We start from the raw sequence: 24,766 nt of genomic DNA, 5'->3' as shown, positions 1-24,766 counted from the left end.
TCTGATGTGATTAACAAGATAAAAAAAGAGCAGTAATGCCCCTGCACCCTGCTCAGTTATTAGTCTACAACCATGTTCTAATAGGTGGAATACTTTGTGGAAATTGAAATACATTAAAAGGATCATATTTTGTTTTCACTTCTCGAAGCCTTTTAAAATTTCGACCGTAATAAGCGGTTGGCCAATCCTGAATAAATCGATCTGGGAAGTTAACATAATCACCAGTAGTATAAGGTGATAAAGCTCGTCGTAAGTTTTCTACCCACTTGATATTTTGTTCTTCCTCATTTGAATTTTTCCAAGAGGTATTATATTCTTGAGCAATTAACGCATTGCGATAGTAATAGGCCGTGCGACTTGGCGCAATTTCGCTGACTGCCCCTCTTAAAGCTTGTTGCCAAATCGTTGTATTTGAATTTGGCGCATTCGCTAAAAATTCTTTCATTCTTTTAATTGCCTCATAGGGAAACGGTCTCGCAATAAAAGATCCTGATCTTTTTCGAAGGGCTGGTTGATTGCCACTTGGTACATCAAAAAATTCAATCGCTTTGATATAAGGTACTTCCTTTATCCAGATACTAATTGGAGAACCTGCCTTTCTGAGAGGACGGAGCAATTTCTTTAATTCAGCTGCTCCCCCTACGAACTCCCCTTGTGCTACGATTTCACCTATTTCCTTTGACTTTAATTCTATCTGAGATGTCAGACGCTCATCTGTATAAGGAGCCCATTTTTGCCATGCATCAAAAGCGAGTTCAAAATCATCCCATCCCCATGTAATAGAGAAGAGCGATACATCATTGATGGCATGTACATTGAATGTCAGTGATGTGACAATACCAAAATTACCACCCCCGCCACCACAACTTGCCCAAAAGAGATCATTATTTTGTTCCCTATTTGCTCGGATTATCTGTGCACCTTCATGTCCACTTGCAACCACCATTTCTAATTCGATTAGATTGTCACAAGTTAGACCAAATGGACGTGATAGCATCCCAAAACCCCCACCAAGAGTTAAGCCAACTAGACCAACACTACTTTCAGTGCCAGCAGGGATTGTTACGCCTTTTTCCCATAATTCACGATATACTTTCCCCATATTCGCTCCAGCATCAATTTTTACCGTCATTTTTGGGAGATTAATAAACATATTATTCATGTCACTAACATCAATTACAAGACCCTTATTTAATAATGAAAAATTTTCATAGTTATGACGTCCACTTCGAATTCTAAACGGTTCATTGTTTTCTCTGACCCATTTTAATGCATTGACTACATCTTTCGTTTCTTGACAAAATACAATTTTACTCGGATATTTAGGATTATTTAAATTATTATTCGTCCTCGCTTGTTCATAATCCGGACCTTCAGGTGTAACGATTCTACCCGTGAGCTTTGCCTTTTTCAACATCAAGCCCCTTTCTCACAATGATACTTATACTATGCAACTCATCTAGAAAGAATTTGAAATTTCAAGCATTGATCACTCTAAAATACTCATTTTCACAATTGAAACATATGATGCACTAATGAAATCGTGTTGGAGGTGTTCTATGCTTATTCACGTAGTGAGTGTTGGTGAAACCTTATGGCAAATCGCCAATCGTTATGCGGTGCCTGTTCAATCTATTATTCAATTAAATGCATTAGCTACACCAGATCAATTAGCAATCGGACAATCGCTTGTTATTCCTTCACCTTATACAAATTATACCGTTAAAAGTGGAGATACATTATGGTCAATTGCACATCAATTTAGCGTTCCCATACAATCTATCGTTGCAGAAAATCATCTAACAAATCCCGATAGGTTAACACCTGGAACAAAATTAATTATTCCACCGATTACTCATATAGTGCAGCCAGGAGAGACATTATGGCAAATAGCTCAACGATACGGTACAACCATTCAAGCCATCGTTGTAGAAAATAAAATAAGCAACCCTAATATGCTATACACTGGCGCTCCATTAGTGATCCCAAGAAAATTACCGCTGATTGAAGTCAATGCTTATTCCTATCAACCTTCTGAAGAAGCAATTGATTCTATTAATGCTGTTGGTCATCTACTAACTTATTTTAGTCCCTTTGCTTATATGATGAAGGAAGATGGTACATTACAGCCTATAAATGATGAAAAGATGATAGCAGCCGCAAAGGCTAAAAACATTATCCCTATGTTAACGCTCACAAATTTTACTTCTACAGAGGAAGGCTCTAATTTAGCACATGTCGTCTTGTCCAATGCAGACTTACGTAAAAAGGTGATGAATAATGTTTTACAGGTGATGCAAGATAAGGGCTACCAAGTATTGAACATTGATTTTGAGAATGTTTTGCCAGCAGATCGTGAAAATTACAATGCATTTATTCAATTAGCTGCTGATATGCTCCATCCAAAAGGCTATCTTGTGTCAACGGCACTTGCACCAAAAACAAGTGCTACGCAAGCAGGAACATTATATGAAGCGCATGATTATGAGACACACGGTAGAATAGCTGATTTTGTTGTATTAATGACATATGAATGGGGATATCGCCTTGGTCCCCCACAAGCCATTTCGCCAATTAATGAAATGCGGAAAGTTGTGGAATATGCCTTAACTGTAATACCAGCTAATAAGATATTATTGGGCTTTGAGCTGTATGCTCGTGATTGGCTCCTACCACATGTCAAAGGTCAAGAAGCTGAAACGTTCAGTCCACAAGAAGCACTTAATAGAGCCATCCAGTACGGGGCAACCATTCAATTTGACCCGACAGCACAATCTCCTTTTTACCGTTATGTAGATGAACAAGGGAGAAATCATGAGGTATGGTTTGAAGATGCAAGAAGTGCACAGGCTAAATTTGACATGGCGAAACAATATAACCTTCGAGGTATTAGTTATTGGGCTTTAGGGTTCCCATTCCCTCAAAATTGGGTTTTATTAAATAATAATTTTTCCATAAAAAAATCTTAGTTCACATTATTGTTCTCAAAAAACAAAGAGCTATGCTATACTTTACCGATTTTTCCCCATGTGAAATGGCATCTTACTACCTGTGAATGCAGGATAAAAAATTCGTTTCAAAGCCATATTAAAATATATCAACAAGAAAGGAGCAACTCACATGGGAAGAGACAATAAACAAGGTCAAAGCAATAATAAAGGTTCATTACCACAAACACCAAAAAATCAAAAGATCGCGCCAAATAAGGTTAGTGAAGAATTTTCTCAAGAGTTTATGGAGCTGATTAATTCAGTTACGCAAAGTAAGAATAAGAATAAAAAATAAGGGGGGCTACAGTTGGATTTTCAGCGTGCACAAGAAATTGTCGCCTCACCGTTAGAATATGAAGTGAGCTATAATGGCGTTTCCATCTGGATTGATCAACTCCATGATGATGAGAAAACAGCGACGGTCCACCTACGCCGCTCTCTAGAAGAGCGTTCTGAAGTGGATATATCCGAATTAAAAGAAGAATATCTCGTTCACTAAAACGAAAGAACCTGCTTATTTAATAAGCAGGTCCTTTTTTTCACTTCAAATAATGTAATCCTCAATATATTGAAGCTGCATTAAAATTTCATCCACATGGTAGTGTAAATCTTTATAGGTATCTGTTATTTGCTGAGGCGAAATTGGCTTACTAAATAGATAACCTTGAATATAATCACATCCACCATCGATCAGAAATGACAGCTGCTCCACTTCTTCAATGCCCTCTGCAACAACCTTCAAACGTAAATGTTTGGCCATTGAAATAATCATTGATACAAGTGCTTCATCATTTGGATTATGTGGTACATTTCTCACAAAAGTACGGTCAATTTTCAAACAATCTATTGGAAAATCTTTCAAATAAGATAAAGATGAATAGCCTGTTCCAAAATCGTCTACAGCAATTTGAATTCCTAGTGCCTTTAACTCATGCAATAGCTGTGTCATCTGATCGATATTCATCGTCATACTTTCAGTAATTTCAAGTTGTAGAAATTTTGGATTCAATTTTGACCGTTTTAATATGTCTTCCACCATTTCTACTAAGTCCTGTTGAAATAATTGTCCAAGAGATAAATTCACTGCAACCTTCATTGGAGGTAATCCTTGTTTCTCCCATATTTTCGCTTGTGTACAAGCTGTTTCTAATATCCATTTACCTAACGGAATAATGAGACCACACTCTTCAGCAATAGGAATAAATTGATCCGGTGGAACAAAACCACGAGTAGGATGACGCCAGCGAACCAATGCTTCCACGGATTCAATGGTAGCTGATTTTAAATTAACCTGTGGTTGATAATCTAAATAAAATTCATTATTTGCTAACGCATTATGTAAGTCTTGCTCTAATAAAATTCGATCTGCAGTTCCCTTCGACATGTAGGGCTTATAAAACAGAAATCTTTGAGGGATTTGTCTAGCCTCTCGCATTGCTAACTGTGCATGCATCAAAAGCTCTTCGCCTGTCCAATTATCCTCATAGAGAGCAATTCCCATATTTAGATTGCCATTTAACGAAAATAATTGTACCTGTAAAGGTTCTTTCATAGCGCTTTTGAGATTTAAGCAAAATTGCAATAGTTCTTCAATTGTCTTTACATGGTTAATATAAATAACAAATTGTCCCTCGTGAAGTTTGGTCGCAAAATAATGTGGTGGTAAAATTGCTCGAATACGCTCTGCAACAAGCTTCATCATTTTATTAGAATGGCTGATTCCTATGGAAGAATGAATGGCCGCAAAACGGTCAATTTCTATGGCAATGATTGCCTTTTGTACTTTATTTTCATGTAGATTGTCTTTTAACGTTTTTAGTAATAAATGTTCATTTGGCAGCAATGTAACATCATCATGATAGGCTTGGAATCGAAGCTCCTCCTGAGATTGTTCAAGATCCTTCTTAATTTTTAATAATTGTTGAAACGGCATTTCCACAGATGTGTAATAAATGGCCTTTAAGAAAAAATAAAATGCTAAAAATTGATAAATAAGCGCTGAGAAATCCCATATAGCATTTTGATTTTGACTAATAATAAAAAAGATATCACTAACAATGAGTGAGATAGCTGCACTGATTAGCCACATAGACCGCTTCGGCAATTTTTTAAAATACCTACTAATAATAATAATGGTTAAAATTTGAAGAACAATAGAAAATAGATGCACTATATTATCAAGAAAATGGATCCAATGTCTTGGCAAAAATTCAGGCGAACTATACGCTAGAAAAATACTTCCTATTACAAAAAGTAGAGAACTGCCATATGTAAATTTCCGATATTTCAATGTTATTTTTTTTCTAGGGTATAAAATAATAAATAAAAATCCAAGTGATAGGTACAAACGCATTAATATATGTAAGGAATCGTCCATAAAGTTCCATTCAATAGATTGGTTTTGGCTAAAAAACAAACTACTTAATCCTAGTAATGCAATAATAAAAAACATATTACCTATGTATAATGTTTGATTTGATAATAAGTGCGAAAATACTAAATAGGATTGGATAGCAATCGCCATTGTAAAAACGATGATTAAAACTTGTATCACCAATTTGAAATTTTTATAAATGTCCCCCTGAAAAACACCATAAATTTGATTGCTAAAGCTTAATAATGGGATGACAAGTAATAATGGTAATACTATGTACCAAAGCTCTTTTTTGTCTATCTGATTAAACCATTTCTCCAATACAAACCCTCCATACTGCTATATAAACATTCACTAGGAAATTTTATCTATCTATATTGAATAATAGATTCAGAATTGTATATTTCTTTGACTTCTTACAAATCATAACACTTTTATCGTAATTTGTATGCATTCAGGTGAAGTATGCTAATATTCATTTTATCTCAATACTAGCATACTTTTGATATTTTAGTGCTTTATTCCTCTTTGGAAATTTGATTTCTCAGCTTTTTGGTGATTCTATATCGTCTCTTTTTACTGGCTGTTACAGATAATCCTAGTACTTTGGCTATTTCTTGATCACTGTAACCTTCTACATAATAAAGAAGTAGTATGTTTCTTTCTTCCTGTTTTAACTGGGGCAAAATACTCTCAAGTATGTTGTTACTTTTTTGATTTTCCACTTCCTCCAGTTCACGAACATAATTTAGTGTTTCATTATCCACTACTGTCATTCGCTCTGTATATTTTTTTTCCTTTGATAATTCATTTAAAATGTCTCCTTTTATCGTTGAATAAATATAAGCGGAAAATTGTCCTTTTGCTGGATCTGCTTTTAGCCACGCATTCCATACAGCGATGGATGCAATGTGACGATAGTAATCAAAATCTTTATAAATACGAAGCTGTTTAAGAATAGATGTAATCATTGGTTGCACACTTTCTAATAATTCATCGAATGATTGAGTAGATGAGCGTTTTTGATCGTTTTGAATGGTCATTCTTTTTCTTCCCTGTCGACTATGCACAGTCCAATATTCCTAGGTGACTCTATCTTAGTACTTGGCGTTTAGTGAAGGCGAATGCCCTTTTTCATCATTCCACACATAAAAATGGATAAATTTCTTGTCCTGTTTATTCATAACTATGGCATGTTATTGTAAAAATCATATCTTTTCTTTGGCATTTCATACATATTTAAACGATGACTGGACAAATTACTACTAAGGAGGCGAAATAGATGAATTTTCAAATAAGAGATGCAATTACAGCGAATGTCCACGGTCAATCTGCAGCTGAATTTAAAGATATTGTGGAAGATGCAATTAACCGTGGAGAAGAGCATTTACTTCCAGGTCTTGGGGTGTTTTTTGAAAAATGGTGGAAGCAATCAAGTCCAACTGAACAGGATGAATTCGTTCAAAAACTAGAAAAAGTATTTGCTAACTGATTTTTAATAAACAGTGCATTCCATTTCCAATAAATGCGTGATAAAGTTTTATTTATCAGAAAATTTGGAGGGATTGGAATGTCTGTTGAAGTAGAATTAATTGTCAATCAACTCAAACAGGTTTTAGTAGAAGAACAAGTGTCAACAAACGAAACGGTACGACAGCTACATGGAAAAGATGAATCTCATCATGCGATGAGCTTACCAGATATTGTTGTCTTTCCCCGTTCCACAGCAGATGTCAGTGCCATCTTAAAAATTGCACATGCACATCGTGTACCAGTTGTACCATTCGGTGTTGGCTCAAGCTTAGAAGGAAATGCTATTCCCATTTCACATGGTATTTCAATCGATTTCTCTGAAATGAATGCTATTTTAGAAGTTCGACAGGATGATCTTCTTGTAAAAGTACAGCCTGGTGTCACACGCTCTCAATTAAATAAGGAGTTAAAAAAACACGGTTTACAATTTACAGTAGATCCGGGTGCAGATGCAACACTAGGTGGTATGGCAGCAACCAATGCCAGTGGCACTACTGCTGTGCGCTATGGAGTCATGCGTGATCAAGTTCGCGATTTAGAAGTAGTTCTTGCAGACGGCTCCGTCATCCATACTGGAAATTTAGCAGCGAAGTCTTCTTCTGGTTATCATCTAAACGGGCTATTCGTTGGCTCAGAAGGAACACTTGGTTGCTTTACAGAGTTAACTTTGAAAGTCTATGGTATACCTGAATTTGTGACGGCGGGACGTGCTATTTTTGATACAGTAAACGATGCTGTCAGTGCAGTCACGGCTTTATTACAGGTGGGCATTTCGATTGGTCGAGTGGAATTGGTCGATGAAGCCTCCATCAAACAAGCCAATTTCTATAACGATACTTCCTTTAGGGAAAAACCAACATTATTTTTAGAGTTCCACGGAAATGAAGCAGGTATGCATGCGGATATAGTATTTGCTTCAGAGATTTTTGAGGATTTTAATTGCCTATCCGTTGAATTTGAACAAGATAATGCTGCACGTAATAAGCTATGGGAAGCTCGTCATTCATTGGCTTATGCATATATTCATGCTTACCCTGGGAAGAAACTTATGTCGACAGATGTCTGTGTACCTATCTCAATGCTTGCAGAAACCATTTTATATGCACGCGAACAGCTTAATCAGGTTGGACTAGCAGGTGGCATTGTCGGTCATGTGGGGGATGGTAATTTCCATGCGCTATTAATGTTAAATCCAAATGATACGGAAGAACAAGCAAAAGCAGATCGCTTCAACGAACATATCGTTCAATACGCGTTACTTCGAGGCGGCACATGTACAGGGGAACATGGCGTTGGAATTGGTAAAATGAAGTATCAAGCTACTGAGCATGGTACTTCTTTAGCAGTCATGAAAAGTATAAAAGCAGCACTTGACCCACATTACATTATGAATCCAGGGAAAATTTTCTCCCTATAACAAACGTAAACCCGCTGATGCTATCATCAGCGGGTTTATCATTATCAATTAAACCTCTGCGTAATTGGCACTGACGCTCCGCATTCGCGCGGATAAACAATGCGTCTAGTTTTTTTCGAGCTCGCTCGAAAAGCTCTTCTCTGTGACATCCACTGGAGGCTTGCTCTTGATTCAGAGGGCGTTTGAACACCTGAAGAAAAAAACAGGGACTTCTGTACCCGACACTTCGCTTTTGGCACAAAAAACATGATTGAATCAAGATAAATCATAGCGGAAGCTCTTTACTAAAATATCTCCCTTGTAAAATTCCTTTGATTCATCTCGTACAAAACCCAAAGATAAGTAAAGATTAATAGCAGCCTGCATGATATCACCTGAATGCAAATATAAAGCCGGATCCTGTCTCTTTCTGGCAAAGGCAAAACTTTCGTGCAATAATTTTTTCGCAACTCCCAGCCCTCTGCCTTTCGGATGTACACCTAACAAGCGTACGATTGTAGATTGAATATTAAGCTCTGGTAATCCATATGCTTTCTCAGCATCAGTAAATAATTGCAGCCCTCCTAATATCTCGTTCTCACGCTTTGCTACTAGAATCGTTTCTGCATTTGGATTACCAATGGAGGCACGGATATCACTTAGATACGATTGCCAGCGCTCTGGGTCCTTATAATCCTTTTCGTATTGAGCATAACTCTCGACCAAAACCTCAAGATAGCGTGCATAATCTTCCTCTTGTAAATGTTCAATCACAATTTCTGCTACTGTCATTCTTATTTCCCCTTTCTATACTCAAAAGCCACCCTTACTATAGGCTGTTACTCTTTTTTCAATGCGATGTGAGATCCATTCAGCCGTTACTGAAATACCCCAATAAATGAGACCGACAGCAATAAAAGACTCTAAAAACTTTAAGTTCACAGAAGCAACAATATTTGCAACACCTGTCAATTCTTTAATAGAAAGAAAAAACGCTAAAGATGTGGCATGTAAAAAACCAATAAAGACATTTGTAAAGTTAGGAATTGACTGACCAAAGGCTTGCGGTAAGATAAAACGTCGCATAGCTTGAGTAAATGTTAAACCTATCGCATACGCTGCTTCTAATTGTCCTTTTGGTACACTCAATATACCTGAACGAATAATTTCCGAAGCATAAGCCCCTGCACTAAGGGTCAGTGCGAGTATAACAAAAAATAATATAGGAATTGAGGTCGATTGAATCGTTAGATTGAAAGTACTTGCCACAACATCCACTACTATAGGTAAGCCAAAATATACGAGCATGATATGCATAATAATGGGTGTGCCTCTGAAAAAAGATACATAAAAATTAAGTATAGATGTGACAATTTTTATTTGTTTAATCCGAGCGAAGGCTACTATTATTCCGATAACAATACCTAATAAAACAGGTGTAATTGTCATAAATAAGGTTAATGGTATTACTTTACTAATTTCTCGCAATGCTTCAACTATAAAAGACGCATCAATGGTCATAACATATTCCCCCTAATGTGAAGCAAGTTCCTTTGGCATATAGCGATTAAAATAACGTTCATTGAACGTAAATATTTTTTCAAGTATGATCACGATGACATAGTAAACAATCGATAATGCCACATAGATCTCAAATGCTCGTGTCGTTGAAGCAATCAAAGTTTCTCCACGCCCAACCATATCCATCACACCAATTGAAAATGCTAGAGATGTATCTTTTAATGAACTAATCATCGTGTTCGCTATATTGGGGAAAGCAACACGGATCGCCTGTGGGAAAACAATTCGCATAAAAGCTTGTGTTCCACTTAATCCTACTGAATAGGCAGCCTCCATCTGCCCTCGATCAACGGTTAAAATGGCGGCACGAAATATTTCGGCAAATGCTGCTGTATTGCTTAGTGTGTACGTAATAATGACGAAATACATCGCATCCATACGTGTTACATCGATATGAATGAGCTTTAACAATGCAGGTATGCCGTAAAATACTAAGAACAACTGCACTAAAATAGGTGTGCCACGAATATAGGATATATAGATTGTGATGATATGCTTCAATATAGGTATGTGAAGTAGCTTCAGTATCGCTAGTACCAATCCAAGTACTATTCCAAAAAGTATGGAGAATATTAGTATTTCAAATGTTACTGGTAAATACTGAAGCAATGTTGGGATGACTTTCGCAATGAGCACGACATCAAAGTTATTATCCATACTTCCCTCTTCCTTTCCTGTTCATTAAAAGTCTACTGTATAATCATCACCTAACCATTTTTTGCTGAGCTCACTCACAATGCCCTCATTCTTTAATTCAACAATGGCTTCATCTAAACGTTCCTGTAATTTCACTTCATCTTTATTGAGTAAAAAGTAAACTTTTGAATTTAATAGAGCATCACCTACAACCTTTTGCTGTGCCTCATTGCTTTCGTTATAGTATCTCACAGCAAATGGCGTGGTAATTATGGCATCAATACGGCCCGTAGAAAGTTGATTGTTGACATCGACTGAACCCGAAGAATACACAATATTCGCGCCCAAATTGTGATCCTTATTATATTGTTCAACAAAGACAGCAGAATTACTTGTTGGTGAGACACTCACATTTTTCCCTTTCAAATCACCGATTGAATGGATGTCATTATTTTTCTCATTCACTGTCACCTTTAATGGGAATACATTATACGGCTCTTTATTGAATAAAAATTTCTCTTCACGCTCACTATTGACTTCCATTTGATGGGCAATAAAATCAATTTTTCTTGTCTCTAAACTTAATAATAAATTAGAAAATTCCATTGTTTTAAATTCAAACTCGTACTCTGGTAGCTTTTCATCGATTGCTCGAACAAGCTCAACATCATAGCCAGTTAGATTCCCTTTATCATCTAAAAAGCAGATGTTTGGAAATTGTGTACCTGTACCTACAATGATTTTTTGAACATCTTTCCCACCCTGTGCTGTTTTTTGGGCACTCGTATCTCCATCTGATTTTTCTGAACTTGCACAGGCTGTTAAAAGTGCTGCTAGTACAAGTAGTAGATAAAACGATATTTTTTTCATAAAATCCCTCTCTCCTTCTGTTATGCGTGTGAGGGTAAACTCACGGCAAGTGCCTTCTGTACATGCTCTAAACCAATTTCAGTTACGGCTTTATAGATACCCGTTTCACTTGACCCAATTTCTACAATGGGTATATAGCGCACACCATATTTTATTTCAAGGATGTCACGGAACGTATCATTTGTCGTGACATCCACCGTTTTGTATGAAATTTGTTGTTCTTGTAAATATGCTTTTATTTCATCACAGTAACTACACCCTTGTTTCGACCAAACTACTATATCTAGATTATTTGTCATGTTGTGGACCTCCTTAGCTCACGACTTCTTTTTGCTGTAACTGTAAATTGACTGGACTTAATAGCTCAAACGAGCGTTCACGTTCAAATTCCTTCAACACAGGGGTATGCAAGATGAATTCATCTATTTGATATTGCTTATGAAAATCATCAAATATGGCTTTAATATCCTCAGGCGATCCATAGACAATATCCGCATCGTATTGTTTGACTGCATACGCCTCTCCAGATTCCTGTCCAAATTTTTCTGCTAACTCTACAGATTGTAATGTCAGTGTCCTACCACTCGCTAAATGCACCTTCGTTATTTTTTGATCACCTATCAACTCTCTTGCTTCATTTTTAGTTGGAGCTGCAATCGTTGCAATCGATACTGCAAAGTGACCATTCGCATGATGCTCACGATAGATGCGAGCTGCTTGCGCCAAAACATCATTGTTGCTATTAATAAAACGTGCAAAGACGAAGGCAATACCGAGTTTCCCTGCAAGCTCAGCACTTTGTGGACTCGCTCCTAATAAAAATAGAGTTGGTTTTATTTTTGGGATAGGTGTTGCCTGTACGCCATGTAATTCATGCTCTGATGGTATTGTTTGTTCAATTAATTGCTGTAAAAATAGGAGTCTATCTTCAAAATCTTCCCCCTGATTGAGCGTGCCGTATTGTAAAGCCCTCGTGGAAAGAGGTAAGCCGCCTGGCGCTTTACCAATGCCTAAATCTACTCGCCCAGGTTCCAATGATGCTAATACATGAAAATTTTCCGCCACTTTGTATGGGCTGTAGTGTTGTAACATCACGCCACCTGACCCAATATGAATGGATTTCGTTTTGGCAAGTAAATAGGAAACTAGCACTTCTGGAGACGAACCTGCTAATGAATCAGTATGATGATGCTCCGATACCCAAAAGCGTGAGTAGCCCAGCTGCTCTGCTTTCTGTGCTAATATTACAGTTTTTTGTAACGTTTGCTCATTTGTTGCTTTTTCAACGATAGGGCTTTGATCTAATATTCCTAATGTGTAACTCATACAATGCCTCCTTAATTTCTTTTATTCAAATCAATTTACTAGGTTTTTAGACAGACTGTTTGACATAGCGACTTTCTTTGAATGAGATACCCAAATTACCTCGTAAAGTATCTGCCTCGTAGTCCTTACGATAAAGCCCTCTTGCTTGTAGAATTGGCACAACTTTGTCAACAAAATCTTCTAGTGCACCAGGCACGGTCACACCGATGATAAAGCCATCTGCTGCTTCCTTTTCAAACCATTCCTGTACAATATCTGCTACCTGTTCAGCTGTCCCAAAAAATGCTGTTTTCGGTGTAGCTTCTCGTAAAGCTACTTGACGTAATGTGAGTCCCTCTTGTTTAGCATATCGTTTAATATAATCCGTTGTACTTCTAAAGCTATTTGCACCAATATCACCTAGCTCAGGAAACGATGCATTCACATCATACTGTGTAAAGTCATGATGATCGAAGTAACGACCAAGATAAGCCAAAGCACGGTCTACGGAAACTAACTCAACGATTTCTTGATATTTTACCTCCGCTTCCTCTACCGTATCGCCAATAATCGGTGAAATACCAGGGAAAATTTTCACTTCATCTGGATTTCGTCCAAATGCTGCTACCTCTGTTTTTACTCTACTATAAAATTTTTGCGCTTCTTCAATGGATGCACCATGAGTAAAAATAGCATCTGCATCCTTTGCGGCCAATCGAATGCCAGCATCAGATGAACCCGCCTGGAAAATAACGGGCTGCCCTTGCTTTGTTCGACCGATATTGAGTGGACCCTGTACAGAAAAATGTTTTCCTTTATGATTTAACGTGTGTAATTTTTCTGAATCAAAAAATTGATCATTGTCGACATCTGCAATAAATGCGTCATCTTCCCACGAATCCCATAAGCCTTTGACAACCTCTAAATATTCTTCCGCAATTTGATAACGTTCTGCATGGCTAGGATGTTGGTCGATTGTTTTGTTGTAGTTTAAAGCAGTACTTTCTAATGGCGTGGTTACAACATTCCAGCCTGCACGGCCAGCACTAATATGATCTAAAGAAGCAAATTGTCGTGCCACTGTAAATGGTTCGCTATAGGAAGTTGAAACTGTTCCAACTAATCCAATGTTTTTTGTCGCTACAGCTAAAGCTGATAAAATCGTAATAGGCTCAAAACGATTTAAAAAATGAGGAATGGATTTTTCATTAATAAACAATCCGTCTGCAATAAATGCTACATCAAATTTTCCCTGCTCTGCCTTTTGAGCTTGCTGAATATAAAAAGGTAAGCTTACACTTTGATTGCTCGCTACCTTCGGATGACGCCAACCCGAAATATTACCTCCTACCCCATGAATAATTGCTCCAAATCGAATTTTGTCCTGTCTAGCCATGTCAATTCCTCCTCAAATTTTATTTTTACTAAACATAGTGGTTAAGTATGTTTTTATTTTAAAAATTTTTATTTATGGCAATTCATAAATAAAATTGGATTGAGAATGATATTACAGTTCCTTTAGACAATATGCAATAGGTTAGGTAATAGAAAAAAATTTACGTTCTAATAAAATATTTTATCAATGCATTTCCTGAATGCCTTCAAAACGCTTAGCTGTTTCACATATCGTCTGCCAAAAAGCTGATGTCAATGTATCTTTATTTTTATAGGTTAAAAATATGTGTTGATTCATATCCAGTAAATGCTTAACATCTATTTCTACAAACTCACCGCTTTCCAATTCCTTTTTGACGCATAGATGTGGTAAAAAGCTTATATAGTCTTTCGTTCTGATAAATTCTTTAGCTACCTCTAAATGATCTGTTCGTACTTCAATATCGGCTGTCACGCCCTCTACCTCGAACATCTTATGCACGTAATTCCAATCAAACGCTCCACATTCAAAAAACACCATTTTCTGTTGCGCTAATTCTTTTGCTTGAATAAGGTCTTTTAGTTGTAATGGATGGTCACGATGTTTTACAAGTTTCACCGCATTGTTTAACAATAGCTCGTTGCAAATCCCATCCCGATGCACATATTGAATAAAACCTAAATGAATTTGATGGCTTTCCAGCTTTTCTAAAATCATGGCTGTTGGGCCTGTGATGATTTGAAAACGCAAATAAGGAAATCGTTCTTTCCACTTAGGTAATGCATACGCTAAAAAATATTGTGCCGTCACCCCATTTGCACCAACGCATACTTCATCTGTTTCTCGTGTCTCTTCTAATTGTTTTTTTCCTTGCTGAAATGTTTGCACAATTTGTGTAGCGAATGGTAAAAAATCTTTACCTTTATCCGATAAACTTACACTCCGCCCTTCTCGATAAAATAATTCAACACCTAGCTCCCGCTCTAATGATTTAATTCGCGCAGTCACAGTTGGTTGTGATAGAAACAATGCATTAGCTGCCTTATGGGTACTTTTGTAATGTACAACATATAAAAATGCCTCGATGTGGTCTATATTCACGAGGAGTTCACTCCTTCATTACTTATTTATCCTATTATATAAATAATTCTTTATATTCTCTATAACTTATTGGAAAACTACACTTTTGGATTTTGACAAAAAGAAAAAAGTAACCCAGCGTCTCCCAGGTTACTTTACTATGTAGCGATGCAGCCATCCATCTTGACAACAAACATCGCGCGTGGTTTACATCCCTCTGTCTGCCAACCACTGGTATGTTATTCACATAAACACCCTCTGTTGTCCAAGTGAACTTTATTTATCGTACTTCTCAACTCGAGAAGCATATGTCAAACTTTAAGCTAAAATTGATGCAAGAACGGCTTTCTGTGCATGAAGTCTATTTTCAGCTTGTTCAAAGATATAAGAATTAGGTCCATCAATAACAGATGTAGCAACCTCTTCTTCACGATGTGCTGGTAAGCAATGTAAGAACATATAATTTGGTTTTGCATAGGCAACTAGCTCATCATTAATTTGATAGCCTGCAAAATCTTCTAAACGTTTTGCCGTCTCTTCCTCTTGACCCATTGATGTCCAAACATCTGCATAGACAACATCTGCATTTAGTACAGCTTCAACAGGGTCATTTGTAATCATAATTGTACTACCATTTGCCGCAGCAATCGCCTGTGCTTTTACGATCACTTCCTCATCACACTCATAACCTACTGGTGTTGCCACTGCGACATTCATACCGACATGAGCAGAAGCTACTACTAAGGAGTGCGCTACATTGTTGCCATCTCCTACATAGGCAATTTTAAGACCTTTTAAAATGCCTTTATTTTCTGCAATTGTTTCTAAATCTGCTAATGCTTGACAAGGATGATAAATATCCGTTAATCCATTGATCACCGGAATAGCTGCATGCTCTGCAAGCTCCTTGACCATCGCGTGAGAATTTGCACGAATCATTATGCCATCTAAATAGCCCGATAACACATGTGCTGTATCATAAATCGATTCACCACGACCAATTTGTAAATCACGCGCATGCATAAACATACTTTTTCCACCTAGCTGATTCATGCCGACTTCAAATGAAATACGTGTACGAGTTGAATGTTTTTCAAAAATCATACCAAGTGTTTTACCTTCTAGTAATCTTGGGCATTTGCCCTCTTTTGTAATCATTTTTAGTTGTGTTGCTAATTCAATAAGTTCTTGAACCTCTTGACTTGTATAGTCTAGCAAAGTTAAAAGATCCTTTCCTTTTAAACTAGGCACTAATTTTAGCTGTACTTCTTCGAGTAATTTCATAGCCTTCGCTCCTTATATCGTTGCTGTTGAAATTAGTATAGCATGCATAAATATAAAATCAACTGAATTTTTATAATTAATTTCAATTATTATTTATTTGTCATTAAATGTGGCAAAAATTCGTACAAACGAATAATTATGCATTCATTAAAGGAACGTGACATAGGGTTATCGTTAAATAAACATAAAAGGCCTCCTAACAATAATTTGTTAGGAGGTAAAATTCTATTATCACTACAATCAAATGAAATTAAATATTATTGGTGAATTTTGATGTTAGATGAGTAGAGCCACAACACCCTATGCCATAGCCTTTGAAATAGTGCCTCTTAACTAAACCTAATTAATACTACCTTTTGGGTATAATGTAGTTCCTCCAATGGAGACTTTGATTTCATTAGACAATGGAACATTGTATTCATCAATTATCGTTCTCCACCAATCCCATGCAAGTCCTGTACATTCTCTTGCATAAATTCTTATATTTTTTGAATTAGGCGGAAGTGGTATTACTGTTGAGAAATGGGCTGTTTTGTCTTTCCAGTTTCCATCCCAAGTTTTATGAGTTAGTACTTCATTGCCATTTTCATCATATGAAAATTCATCCCAGGCTACTTCAAATTGAGCAACATATGCACCATAATGATCAAGGATGATGCTTCCTTTAGAATATTCTGTGGCTGTCGTCTCGATATAATCTGTATTGTTATGAACAGCAGCAATTGAATTATCCTTTAAGAAAACACTTGTATACGAAATTGGATATGCTGGATTTTTAAGACTAAATTCTGCATTATCTTTAATTATTTCTCGAATATCATTAAAGTCCTTTGAGACAATTTGATTATGCTTTTGTGAATCTCCTCCTAATACTACAGCCGTAAAGGAACTTTCCTCAAAAATATCCTTGTACTGTCCACTAGTTTCCACATTCGTATTGACATTCTTCAGTAAGGCTTTAAAAGCAGCTTGTACATCCTTGCTCTTAGAGTTTGTTTCTAATTTCACATAAATTGTTCTACCATAAGCTACATTTGACACCATAACGGGTGGAGCATCATTACTTACCCCTTTACGAGTTAATTCTTCAAAATGAACACTATCATCAAAAAGGTTTGATGGATTGTTAGGTAGTTCAGCACTTACTGTATAAAATATTTGTTTATATGCTGCAACCATCACTTTTTTCTCTCCACTCGCAATCGCATTAAAGTCAATCCCCAGTGAATTGTCAAGAACTTGGGCGTTAACATTTAGAGCACTTGCTATTTGAGATTTGCTATAAACCATAGATTCAGAATATTGTAGTCTTGCAGGCAAAGTATGTGTAGTGGAATATTTCTCACTCCAAGTAGATACTAACTCATCTACAGCCCCAGACACATTACCATATGTTGGATTATCCACAGTCATAGTATTTTCCCTTTTCATACCAGGTAAATCAATGCTAATATTTAGGGGCTTTCTTTTAGCCACCAATAAACTAGGTTGATTGTCTGCAAAAGCTTGATTTGCAAGTTGTAATGCTCCTGGATATGTACGATTCGCCATAGAATCAATAATTGAAATATCCACCGGTGAAGTTGTAAGTGATTTTTTGTTACGTTCAACCACTATAAATTTATTATTTGAGTTAATACCTTCTTTTGGAACAAAGCTATCAACCTTGTCACCATTCACTGCTAATACTTCCCTGTTATTGTAGTTCAAGTTTGCTATACCCGTATCAATGTCAGATTTGCTTTTTTCACTAGATATATTAGTATCAAGTGTTTCAGCAAAAGAAATACTAGGATAATTTATAATGCATAAAATAATAGATAAACATAATAGAAATTTGATTACTTTTCGAATTCCCAAATAAATCCACTCCTTTTATAGGAAATTATACCATACAAAAATAATTTTCAAAAATAGTATTTTAGTTTCGTTTTCAACTTGTTATTAGCATGTACTAACGACCATTTAATGACTATTGTGTAACACTTGCTATATCCCCCTAACTATTTCGGTATACTTTTTTGGTTTGACCAACGAAAAAAGCCTCCTAACATTTTAGTTAGAAGGCTAAATTATGGTATTTCTATTTAGTTCTTTCCATTCAATTAATCGAATGTAATTTTATTGACTGCATCACGGTCTAATTTTTTAATGACTTCCACCATTAATTTAACAGCGTTATCATAATCATCACGATGTAGGATACCTGCATGTGAATGGATATAACGTGTTGCAATACCGATTGATAGTGCTGGTACACCATTTGCTGTTACGTGGATAGAACCAGCATCTGTACCACCGCCAGCCATCGCTTCAAATTGATATGGAATATTGTTTTCGTCTGCTACATCTAATACGAATTCACGTAAGCCACGGTGTGATACCATAGATGCATCATACACAACGATTTGTGGACCTGCGCCCATCTTACTAGTCGATTCTTTTGCTGTAACACCTGGAGTATCTCCTGCTACACCTACATCAACTGCAAATCCAATATCTGGCTGAATTTTATGTGTTGCCGTTTTAGCACCACGTAGACCAACTTCTTCTTGCACATTCCCTACAGAATAAAGAATATTCGGGTGCTTTTCATTTTGTAACGCTTTCATGACATCAATAGCGATGGCACAACCAATGCGATTATCCCAAGCTTTTGCTAACAGATACTTGTCATTTTTCATGACGTTGAATTCAAAATACGGTGTTACCATATCGCCAGGACGTACGCCCCATTCAAGTACTTCATCTTTAGAAGCAGCACCAATATCGATAAACATATCTTTGATATCTACTACTTTATTACGTACATCAGCAGGTAGAATATGAGGTGGCTTTGAACCAATAACCCCAATCACTTCATCGCCTTTACGTGTAGTAATCGTTACACGCTGCGCAAGCATAACTTGGCTCCACCATCCACCTACTGTTTGGAATTTGATAAAGCCTTTGTCATCAATTTGTGTAACCATGAAGCCTACTTCATCTAAATGTCCTGCTACGACAATTTTAGGACCGTTTTCATCGCCTACTTTTTTAGCAATTACACTTCCTAAGTTATCTGTTTCTACAGAGTCTGCATATGGTGCAATGTATTTTTTCATGACCTCACGAGGTGCACGTTCATTACCTGCAATACCATTCGCATCTGTTAAATCTTTAAACATTTGTAATGTTGGATCTAGTTGTGTCATCCTTTTGGCCTCCTACTTCTTGTATCTATTTTATTATACTTCGTTTACCGAAATATTCCTAGCTTAATCGTCTGAAAATTGGTGTATTTCTTAATTTAATATCCTGAACGCTGACGATTATAATTTTCTTGGTTTTTTTCAATATAAGCGCCAACAACATCCTCAAATGTAAATCCGAGATTGTATGCAAGTAATCCATAGAATTGCCAAATGTCTAAATAAAGCTCTTCAGTAGGTTGCTGAATAAATGTTAAAATAGCACTTTGTGTCTGTAAAAATGTTTCCGTTAAATTTCTTTTCTCTTCTACCACTGGCCATTTTTCGATTGATGTATACCCCTTTAGCAAGCCAAGAGATAAGATAAAATGAATGGAATCGACATATTCTTCTAAAATAACTTCACGCGCTGAAGGACCTTTTGTGCTCCAAAATTTAAAGCAGCGCGTTTCATTGGCAAGCTCAGCTAGCTCCACCATTAATGCTAAGCCTTTTTCTTGAAATACATCTTGCTGAATATTTTGTGTTTGCTCGATAAAATCATCAAGCTCTTTTTGCATATTAAACAATTGTTGTAAATTCATTTTTTTCTCCTAAATTTCTAAAAAATATTTAAATAAAAGTGAAACTATTTGACCTCTCTAATCGTATAGGAAAGAATAACCTTTCTTCAAGGGGGAAAATTTAAAATGTTGCCGTTACTTATTCGACTTGCTGTGATTGCGCTTATTATTTATGTATTTTATAAAGCGATTCGTTATATAACCGATCCTAAACGCAAACTTGATGAAGCCTATGAAAAAGGCCAATATTATTTCTATGATGACGTTAAAAATGTCCGCAAAAATTTCTTTATTTCCTATAAGGGTGCTCTTTTTGAAGGTGAAAAATACTTGGGCACGACAGAGGATGCCTTCGAAGTTGTCACCATCTTTGTAGGAGCTCGTGATGCTGCAACGTTGCAAGGCTTCAGCAAAAGCGACTTTGAATATTTACAGCAAGAAATTCTATTGAATTATCCAAGCGCAAAAATTAATTGGAAGCAGCCCATTGAACAGCTTATGCGTAACACATCCCCATCATGAGGATGTGTTTTTTATTGTTTTCAATTACGCCCACAATTGTACAATGATAAAAATTTGAAGGGCTGCTAGTAGCGGAAAACCAAATGCAAAACTATTGTGGCGTGTTTTGTGACGGAATAAATACATACCAAGTACACCACCAACTGCCCCTCCCGCTATGGCTAGTGTAAACAAAGTTCGTTCCGCAATACGCCATTCATGCTTTTTCGCACGCGATTTATCCATCCCCATTAAAATGAGCAACACAATCGATACGATGCTCATATAAGCTAATAATGCTTGTCCCATTCCCTACTCCTTTATCAAAAAACGTTATACTACTAATCTAACACAAAAAAAGACTGATGGAAAAATCCATCAGTCTTTTTTTTGCACCTGTCGTTTCACTTTCGGTGCAGAAAATTCCTATTTTGCACCTGTCGTTTCACTTTCGGTGCAGAAATAATATTTGACTTTGTCAAATATTATTTAGCTACTGCTTTTTTAGCAGCGTCTGCTAATTGCGTGAATGCTACAGCATCTGTTACAGCAAGGTCAGCTAACATTTTACGGTTAACTTCGATACCTGCAACTTTTAAACCGTGCATTAAACGGCTGTAAGAAAGACCGTTCATACGAGCAGCTGCGTTGATACGAGTGATCCATAATTTACGGAAATCACGTTTTTTCTGACGACGGTCACGGTAAGCATACTGACCTGACTTCATTACTGCTTGGTTAGCAACTTTGTATAATGTATGTTTTGAACCATAGTAACCTTTAGCTAATTTCAATACTTTTTTACGACGTTTGCGCGTCACTGTTCCGCCTTTTACGCGTGGCATATGAATTACCTCCTGCTTTTCATTAAAAAATGAATGTTAGTATTTTTTTGTAGTCAATTATTTCATGTAAACAAGTAAAGATTTGATGCGTTTGAAGTCACCAGATGAAACGATGTTAGCTTTACGTAGGTGACGTTTTTGTTTCGTAGATTTGTTTGCGAATAAGTGGCTACCGTAAGCACGGTCATATTTTAATTTACCTGAACCCGTTTTTTTGAAACGTTTCGCAGCTCCACGGTGAGTTTTCATTTTTGGCATGTCGAATTCCTCCTAAACTGTTCGTCTAATATTATTTCTCGTTCTTTGGTTGAAGAACTAAGAACATGCTTCGGCCTTCCATCTTCGGTTTTTGTTCTACCGTTGATACTTCAGCACAAGCTTCAGCAAAACGATCTAACACACGTTGACCAATCTCTTTGTGTGTAATCGCACGACCTTTGAAACGTAGGCTACATTTTACTTTATCGCCTTTTTCAAGGAATTTAATCGCATTACGTAACTTCGTTTGGAAATCATGTTCATCGATAGTTGGGCTCAAACGAACCTCTTTCAATACGATGACCTTTTGATTTTTACGAATTTCACGGTCTTTCTTTTGCTGTTCAAACTTAAATTTACCATAGTCCATGATACGAGCGACTGGCGGCTTGGCTTGAGGGGCCACAAGGACAAGATCCAAGTTTACACGAGCGGCGATTTCTAGCGCTTCATTACGTGTCTTTACACCAAGCTGGTCACCATTGTGATCGATTAATCGAAGTTCACGTGCGCGAATGCCTTCGTTTACATACATGTCTTTGCTAATAGTAATCCACCTCCAAGTAGTTGTCGCGAATACATGGTTTGGGCAAAGCCTTGCCCGGTTGAACGGTACATCCTCTTGTCATGTCCATAAAAAAAGGACGGACATTTTTGAAGATGTCCGCCCGCTATATGTGCATGCGCAAGTCTACGCAAAACAATTCAACGTGTCATACCTGTTCACAGCCTTTAAAGCGTTGTATCAGGTGAGAAGCGGGCAGCCTCTACTTCAACCACAAACTTTGTATTCATTAACCTTAATTATATTAGCATGTATATGATAAGCTGTCAAACACTTATTTTCTTATCTCTACTAGATTGACCTAAAATTAAATAATCTATACAAAAGCATGATTTATTTTACACAGAAAACCTCACTTATGCAAGCGAGGCTTTCTTGTTAAAGATTATTTTGTAATTTCTTCTTTTACAGCTGCTAAGAAATTCTCAAAGCTAATTGTTTCGGAATCTTTAGAGCCATAACGACGAACATTTACGCCGTTTGCTTCTACTTCTTTATCCCCAATGACAAGCATATACGGAATTTTTTTCATTTGTGCTTCACGGATTTTATAGCCTAATTTCTCTTCACGATCATCCATTTCTACACGTAAACCCGCAGCAGTTAACTGCTCCTCGATTTGTTTTGCATAGTCGAAGTGTGCTTCATTCGATACTGGAATTACTTCTACTTGTACTGGTGCTAACCAAGTTGGGAATGCGCCTTTGTATTCTTCAATTAAGAAGGCAACAAAACGCTCCATTGTCGATACAACACCACGGTGAATAACAACTGGACGATGTGGTTTTCCATCTTCACCAACATAAGTTAGGTCAAAACGTTCAGGTAATAAGAAGTCTAGTTGAACAGTAGATAACGTTTCTTCTTTACCAATCGCTGTTTTTACTTGAACGTCAAGTTTAGGACCGTAGAATGCAGCCTCACCTTCCGCTTCGAAGTAATCTAATCCAAGCTCATCCATTGCTTCTTTTAGCATGCTTTGCGCTTTTTCCCACATAACATCATCATCGAAGTATTTTTCAGTATCTGCTGGGTCGCGATATGATAAACGGAACGAATAATCATTTAAATCAAAGTCTTTATAAACCTCTAAAATTAACTGTACTACTTTTTGGAATTCCCCTTTAATTTGGTCTGGGCGAACAAAAATATGTGCATCGTTTAAAGTCATACCACGTACACGTTGTAGGCCTGAAACCGCTCCTGACATTTCGTAACGGTGCATAGTACCAAGCTCTGCAATACGTAATGGTAAGTTACGATATGAGTGCATGCTATTTTTGTAAACCATCATATGGTGAGGACAGTTCATTGGACGCATAATTAATGTCTCATTATCCATCTCCATTGGTGGGAAAATAGAATCTTGGTAATGGTCCCAGTGACCTGAAGTTTGATAAAGCTCTTTCGAACCTAGTACTGGTGTATAAACATGCTTATAACCAAGTGATAATTCTTTATCTACGATATAACGTTCAATGACACGACGAATTGTTGCACCATTCGGTAACCAAAGTGGTAAACCTTGACCAACCTTTTGAGAAGTAGTGAACAACTCTAATTCTTTTCCGATTTTACGGTGATCACGCTCTTTTGCTTCTTCCAGCATTTGTAGGTGATGTTTTAATTCCTCTTTTTTGAAGAACGCTGTACCATAAATACGTTGAAGCATTTTGTTATCAGAGTTCCCTCTCCAATAAGCACCAGCTAATGATAGAAGTTTGAATTCACGAAGTTTTCCAGTAGCTGGTACGTGAATACCGCGGCAAAGATCGAAAAATTCCCCTTGATAATAGATAGATACTTGCTCATCTGCTGGAATTGCTTCAAGTAATTCTAATTTATATTCATCGCCAATCTCTTCATAGATTGCTTGTGCTTCAGCACGACTTACATTTTTGCGTTCCACCTCTAAGTTTTCAGCAATAATTTTTTTCATTTCTTTTTCGATTGCTGGTAGATCCTCAGCAGTAATTGGTGTTGGTGAGTCAATATCGTAGTAGAAACCACCTTCAATGACAGGACCAATACCAAGCTTTGCATCAGGGAATAGGCGTTTAATAGCTTGCGCTGTTAAGTGAGCTGTTGAGTGACGTAAAATCTCAAGTGCTTCCTCATCATCTTGTGTGACGATCGCAATTGTTGCATCCTCTTCGATTGGTGTTTTTAAATCAACTAACAGACCATTAATTTTACCTGCATAAGCTTTTTTACGTAAGCCTGGGCTTATTGATAATGCTACATCATCAGTTGAAGTACCTTTTGCAAATTCCTTTACGGCGCCATCTGGGAAAGTTAATTTAATCATTTCTGACATATTTTTCGCACTCCTTCGTTTTTGTTTGATTACATAATGATTGATGAATGAATTGAGTGAATGTTTAAGCCATTTCGGCTAGGACTGAGCTAAGTCAATGCT

The 24,766-nt window shown here is 36.9% G+C and carries 26 protein-coding genes; 6 read left to right on the top strand and 20 right to left on the bottom strand.

All coding sequences use genetic code 11. The features are described from left to right. Nucleotides 1–64 precede the first annotated feature (64 nt). On the bottom strand, nucleotides 65–1,414 hold the full coding sequence (locus GJU32_RS15250) for an FAD-binding oxidoreductase (protein ID WP_196426713.1): 1,350 nt from the start codon (nucleotides 1,412–1,414) through the stop codon (nucleotides 65–67). A gap of 145 nt (nucleotides 1,415–1,559) precedes the next feature. Here GJU32_RS15250 and GJU32_RS15245 point away from each other — a divergent pair, with 145 nt between their 5' ends. From GJU32_RS15245 to GJU32_RS15235, 3 genes are all read left to right on the top strand, one after another. Then, entirely contained in the window at nucleotides 1,560–2,969 is a 1,410-nt protein-coding gene (locus GJU32_RS15245; RefSeq protein WP_155592813.1) for a LysM peptidoglycan-binding domain-containing protein, read from the top strand. Between the two features lie 151 nt (nucleotides 2,970–3,120). Continuing rightward, on the top strand, nucleotides 3,121–3,285 hold the full coding sequence (locus GJU32_RS15240) for a YfhD family protein (RefSeq protein WP_155592812.1): 165 nt from the start codon (nucleotides 3,121–3,123) through the stop codon (nucleotides 3,283–3,285). A 12-nt stretch (nucleotides 3,286–3,297) separates the two neighbouring features. Then, entirely contained in the window at nucleotides 3,298–3,489 is a 192-nt protein-coding gene (locus tag GJU32_RS15235) for an H-type small acid-soluble spore protein (protein ID WP_155592811.1), read from the top strand. Between the two features lie 45 nt (nucleotides 3,490–3,534). Here GJU32_RS15235 and GJU32_RS15230 read toward each other — a convergent pair whose 3' ends face one another. Together GJU32_RS15230 and GJU32_RS15225 are read right to left on the bottom strand one after the other, a co-directional pair. Continuing rightward, on the bottom strand, nucleotides 3,535–5,685 hold the full coding sequence (locus tag GJU32_RS15230; protein WP_230875059.1) for a bifunctional diguanylate cyclase/phosphodiesterase: 2,151 nt from the start codon (nucleotides 5,683–5,685) through the stop codon (nucleotides 3,535–3,537). A gap of 197 nt (nucleotides 5,686–5,882) precedes the next feature. After that, nucleotides 5,883–6,407, bottom strand: coding sequence for a sigma-70 family RNA polymerase sigma factor (locus tag GJU32_RS15225; RefSeq protein WP_155592810.1), 525 nt, complete (start codon nucleotides 6,405–6,407; stop codon nucleotides 5,883–5,885). A gap of 239 nt (nucleotides 6,408–6,646) precedes the next feature. On the opposite strand from GJU32_RS15225, the gene sspI reads away from it, so the two are divergent. Beyond that, nucleotides 6,647–6,856: a small acid-soluble spore protein SspI gene (sspI, locus tag GJU32_RS15220; protein WP_066037534.1), complete on the top strand. Its 210-nt coding sequence runs from the start codon at nucleotides 6,647–6,649 to the stop codon at nucleotides 6,854–6,856. 78 nt (nucleotides 6,857–6,934) lie between these two features. After that, a complete protein-coding gene (locus GJU32_RS15215) occupies nucleotides 6,935–8,314 on the top strand; it encodes an FAD-binding oxidoreductase (RefSeq protein ID WP_155592809.1) in 1,380 nt (459 codons plus the stop codon). A gap of 255 nt (nucleotides 8,315–8,569) precedes the next feature. On the opposite strand, the gene GJU32_RS15210 is transcribed toward GJU32_RS15215, so the two are convergent. The 12 genes from GJU32_RS15210 to GJU32_RS15155 all read right to left on the bottom strand — a co-directional run bounded on the left by GJU32_RS15210 (nucleotide 8,570) and on the right by GJU32_RS15155 (nucleotide 20,199). Beyond that, the gene (locus GJU32_RS15210; protein WP_155592808.1) at nucleotides 8,570–9,085 is read right to left on the bottom strand and encodes a GNAT family N-acetyltransferase; all 516 of its coding nucleotides are present in this window, start codon (nucleotides 9,083–9,085) and stop codon (nucleotides 8,570–8,572) included. Nucleotides 9,086–9,106: 21 nt separating this feature from the next. Then, nucleotides 9,107–9,814 (bottom strand): amino acid ABC transporter permease, encoded by a 708-nt coding sequence (locus tag GJU32_RS15205; protein ID WP_155592807.1) that lies wholly within the window; start codon nucleotides 9,812–9,814, stop codon nucleotides 9,107–9,109. 12 nt (nucleotides 9,815–9,826) lie between these two features. Then, complete coding sequence (locus GJU32_RS15200) at nucleotides 9,827–10,531, bottom strand: amino acid ABC transporter permease (RefSeq protein ID WP_155592806.1); 705 nt, start codon at nucleotides 10,529–10,531, stop codon at nucleotides 9,827–9,829. A 24-nt stretch (nucleotides 10,532–10,555) separates the two neighbouring features. Beyond that, nucleotides 10,556–11,380 carry a transporter substrate-binding domain-containing protein gene (locus GJU32_RS15195; protein WP_155592805.1) on the bottom strand — a complete coding sequence of 275 codons (825 nt, stop codon included), beginning with the start codon at nucleotides 11,378–11,380 and terminating at the stop codon, nucleotides 10,556–10,558. A gap of 20 nt (nucleotides 11,381–11,400) precedes the next feature. Then, entirely contained in the window at nucleotides 11,401–11,679 is a 279-nt protein-coding gene (locus tag GJU32_RS15190; RefSeq protein WP_155592804.1) for a glutaredoxin family protein, read from the bottom strand. A gap of 13 nt (nucleotides 11,680–11,692) precedes the next feature. Beyond that, nucleotides 11,693–12,706, bottom strand: coding sequence for an LLM class flavin-dependent oxidoreductase (locus tag GJU32_RS15185; RefSeq protein WP_155592803.1), 1,014 nt, complete (start codon nucleotides 12,704–12,706; stop codon nucleotides 11,693–11,695). A gap of 46 nt (nucleotides 12,707–12,752) precedes the next feature. Next, nucleotides 12,753–14,081, bottom strand: coding sequence for an LLM class flavin-dependent oxidoreductase (locus GJU32_RS15180; RefSeq protein WP_155592802.1), 1,329 nt, complete (start codon nucleotides 14,079–14,081; stop codon nucleotides 12,753–12,755). Between the two features lie 183 nt (nucleotides 14,082–14,264). Next, nucleotides 14,265–15,161 carry a LysR family transcriptional regulator gene (locus tag GJU32_RS15175; RefSeq protein ID WP_155592801.1) on the bottom strand — a complete coding sequence of 299 codons (897 nt, stop codon included), beginning with the start codon at nucleotides 15,159–15,161 and terminating at the stop codon, nucleotides 14,265–14,267. 297 nt (nucleotides 15,162–15,458) lie between these two features. Further along, nucleotides 15,459–16,424, bottom strand: coding sequence for an ornithine carbamoyltransferase (gene argF / locus GJU32_RS15170; RefSeq protein ID WP_155592800.1), 966 nt, complete (start codon nucleotides 16,422–16,424; stop codon nucleotides 15,459–15,461). A gap of 339 nt (nucleotides 16,425–16,763) precedes the next feature. Further along, on the bottom strand, nucleotides 16,764–18,284 hold the full coding sequence (locus tag GJU32_RS15165) for a thiol-activated cytolysin family protein (RefSeq protein WP_420798388.1): 1,521 nt from the start codon (nucleotides 18,282–18,284) through the stop codon (nucleotides 16,764–16,766). Between the two features lie 245 nt (nucleotides 18,285–18,529). Beyond that, nucleotides 18,530–19,618: a M42 family metallopeptidase gene (locus tag GJU32_RS15160; protein WP_155592798.1), complete on the bottom strand. Its 1,089-nt coding sequence runs from the start codon at nucleotides 19,616–19,618 to the stop codon at nucleotides 18,530–18,532. 95 nt (nucleotides 19,619–19,713) lie between these two features. After that, entirely contained in the window at nucleotides 19,714–20,199 is a 486-nt protein-coding gene (locus GJU32_RS15155; protein ID WP_155592797.1) for a dUTP diphosphatase, read from the bottom strand. 105 nt (nucleotides 20,200–20,304) lie between these two features. Here GJU32_RS15155 and GJU32_RS15150 point away from each other — a divergent pair, with 105 nt between their 5' ends. Beyond that, nucleotides 20,305–20,700: a hypothetical protein gene (locus GJU32_RS15150; protein WP_004226335.1), complete on the top strand. Its 396-nt coding sequence runs from the start codon at nucleotides 20,305–20,307 to the stop codon at nucleotides 20,698–20,700. Between the two features lie 24 nt (nucleotides 20,701–20,724). Here the strand turns inward: GJU32_RS15150 and GJU32_RS15145 are convergent, their stop codons facing one another. From GJU32_RS15145 to thrS, 5 genes are all read right to left on the bottom strand, one after another. Further along, nucleotides 20,725–20,988 (bottom strand): DUF1294 domain-containing protein, encoded by a 264-nt coding sequence (locus GJU32_RS15145; protein ID WP_155592796.1) that lies wholly within the window; start codon nucleotides 20,986–20,988, stop codon nucleotides 20,725–20,727. A gap of 176 nt (nucleotides 20,989–21,164) precedes the next feature. After that, nucleotides 21,165–21,524, bottom strand: coding sequence for a 50S ribosomal protein L20 (gene rplT, locus GJU32_RS15140; protein ID WP_155592795.1), 360 nt, complete (start codon nucleotides 21,522–21,524; stop codon nucleotides 21,165–21,167). Nucleotides 21,525–21,581: 57 nt separating this feature from the next. After that, nucleotides 21,582–21,782 carry a 50S ribosomal protein L35 gene (rpmI, locus tag GJU32_RS15135; protein WP_004226312.1) on the bottom strand — a complete coding sequence of 67 codons (201 nt, stop codon included), beginning with the start codon at nucleotides 21,780–21,782 and terminating at the stop codon, nucleotides 21,582–21,584. Between the two features lie 31 nt (nucleotides 21,783–21,813). Next, nucleotides 21,814–22,317, bottom strand: coding sequence for a translation initiation factor IF-3 (gene infC / locus GJU32_RS15130; protein WP_143995755.1), 504 nt, complete (start codon nucleotides 22,315–22,317; stop codon nucleotides 21,814–21,816). Between the two features lie 415 nt (nucleotides 22,318–22,732). After that, nucleotides 22,733–24,664 (bottom strand): threonine--tRNA ligase, encoded by a 1,932-nt coding sequence (gene thrS, locus GJU32_RS15125; protein WP_155592794.1) that lies wholly within the window; start codon nucleotides 24,662–24,664, stop codon nucleotides 22,733–22,735. Nucleotides 24,665–24,766 lie beyond the last annotated feature (102 nt).

The organism is Lysinibacillus cavernae (assembly GCF_009724685.1).
GTDB lineage: Bacteria > Bacillota > Bacilli > Bacillales_A > Planococcaceae > Lysinibacillus > Lysinibacillus cavernae.
Note: the sequence above shows the minus strand (reverse complement) of the source record. Positions and strands in the feature narration are given on the sequence as shown.

Bases quoted from the DNA above. Each gene is read 5' to 3' on its own strand.
- GJU32_RS15245 (WP_155592813.1), top strand. From the start codon at position 1,560: ATGCTTATTCACGTAGTGAGTGTTGGTGAAACCTTATGGCAAATCGCC.
- GJU32_RS15240 (WP_155592812.1), top strand. From the start codon at position 3,121: ATGGGAAGAGACAATAAACAAGGTCAAAGCAATAATAAAGGTTCATTA.
- GJU32_RS15225 (WP_155592810.1), bottom strand. From the start codon at position 6,407: ATGACCATTCAAAACGATCAAAAACGCTCATCTACTCAATCATTCGAT.
- sspI (WP_066037534.1), top strand. From the start codon at position 6,647: ATGAATTTTCAAATAAGAGATGCAATTACAGCGAATGTCCACGGTCAA.
- GJU32_RS15215 (WP_155592809.1), top strand. From the start codon at position 6,935: ATGTCTGTTGAAGTAGAATTAATTGTCAATCAACTCAAACAGGTTTTA.
- GJU32_RS15210 (WP_155592808.1), bottom strand. From the start codon at position 9,085: ATGACAGTAGCAGAAATTGTGATTGAACATTTACAAGAGGAAGATTAT.
- GJU32_RS15205 (WP_155592807.1), bottom strand. From the start codon at position 9,814: ATGACCATTGATGCGTCTTTTATAGTTGAAGCATTGCGAGAAATTAGT.
- GJU32_RS15200 (WP_155592806.1), bottom strand. From the start codon at position 10,531: ATGGATAATAACTTTGATGTCGTGCTCATTGCGAAAGTCATCCCAACA.
- GJU32_RS15195 (WP_155592805.1), bottom strand. From the start codon at position 11,380: ATGAAAAAAATATCGTTTTATCTACTACTTGTACTAGCAGCACTTTTA.
- GJU32_RS15190 (WP_155592804.1), bottom strand. From the start codon at position 11,679: ATGACAAATAATCTAGATATAGTAGTTTGGTCGAAACAAGGGTGTAGT.
- GJU32_RS15185 (WP_155592803.1), bottom strand. From the start codon at position 12,706: ATGAGTTACACATTAGGAATATTAGATCAAAGCCCTATCGTTGAAAAA.
- GJU32_RS15180 (WP_155592802.1), bottom strand. From the start codon at position 14,081: ATGGCTAGACAGGACAAAATTCGATTTGGAGCAATTATTCATGGGGTA.
- argF (WP_155592800.1), bottom strand. From the start codon at position 16,424: ATGAAATTACTCGAAGAAGTACAGCTAAAATTAGTGCCTAGTTTAAAA.
- GJU32_RS15160 (WP_155592798.1), bottom strand. From the start codon at position 19,618: ATGACACAACTAGATCCAACATTACAAATGTTTAAAGATTTAACAGAT.
- GJU32_RS15155 (WP_155592797.1), bottom strand. From the start codon at position 20,199: ATGAATTTACAACAATTGTTTAATATGCAAAAAGAGCTTGATGATTTT.
- GJU32_RS15150 (WP_004226335.1), top strand. From the start codon at position 20,305: ATGTTGCCGTTACTTATTCGACTTGCTGTGATTGCGCTTATTATTTAT.
- GJU32_RS15145 (WP_155592796.1), bottom strand. From the start codon at position 20,988: ATGGGACAAGCATTATTAGCTTATATGAGCATCGTATCGATTGTGTTG.
- rplT (WP_155592795.1), bottom strand. From the start codon at position 21,524: ATGCCACGCGTAAAAGGCGGAACAGTGACGCGCAAACGTCGTAAAAAA.
- rpmI (WP_004226312.1), bottom strand. From the start codon at position 21,782: ATGCCAAAAATGAAAACTCACCGTGGAGCTGCGAAACGTTTCAAAAAA.
- infC (WP_143995755.1), bottom strand. From the start codon at position 22,317: ATGTATGTAAACGAAGGCATTCGCGCACGTGAACTTCGATTAATCGAT.
- thrS (WP_155592794.1), bottom strand. From the start codon at position 24,664: ATGTCAGAAATGATTAAATTAACTTTCCCAGATGGCGCCGTAAAGGAA.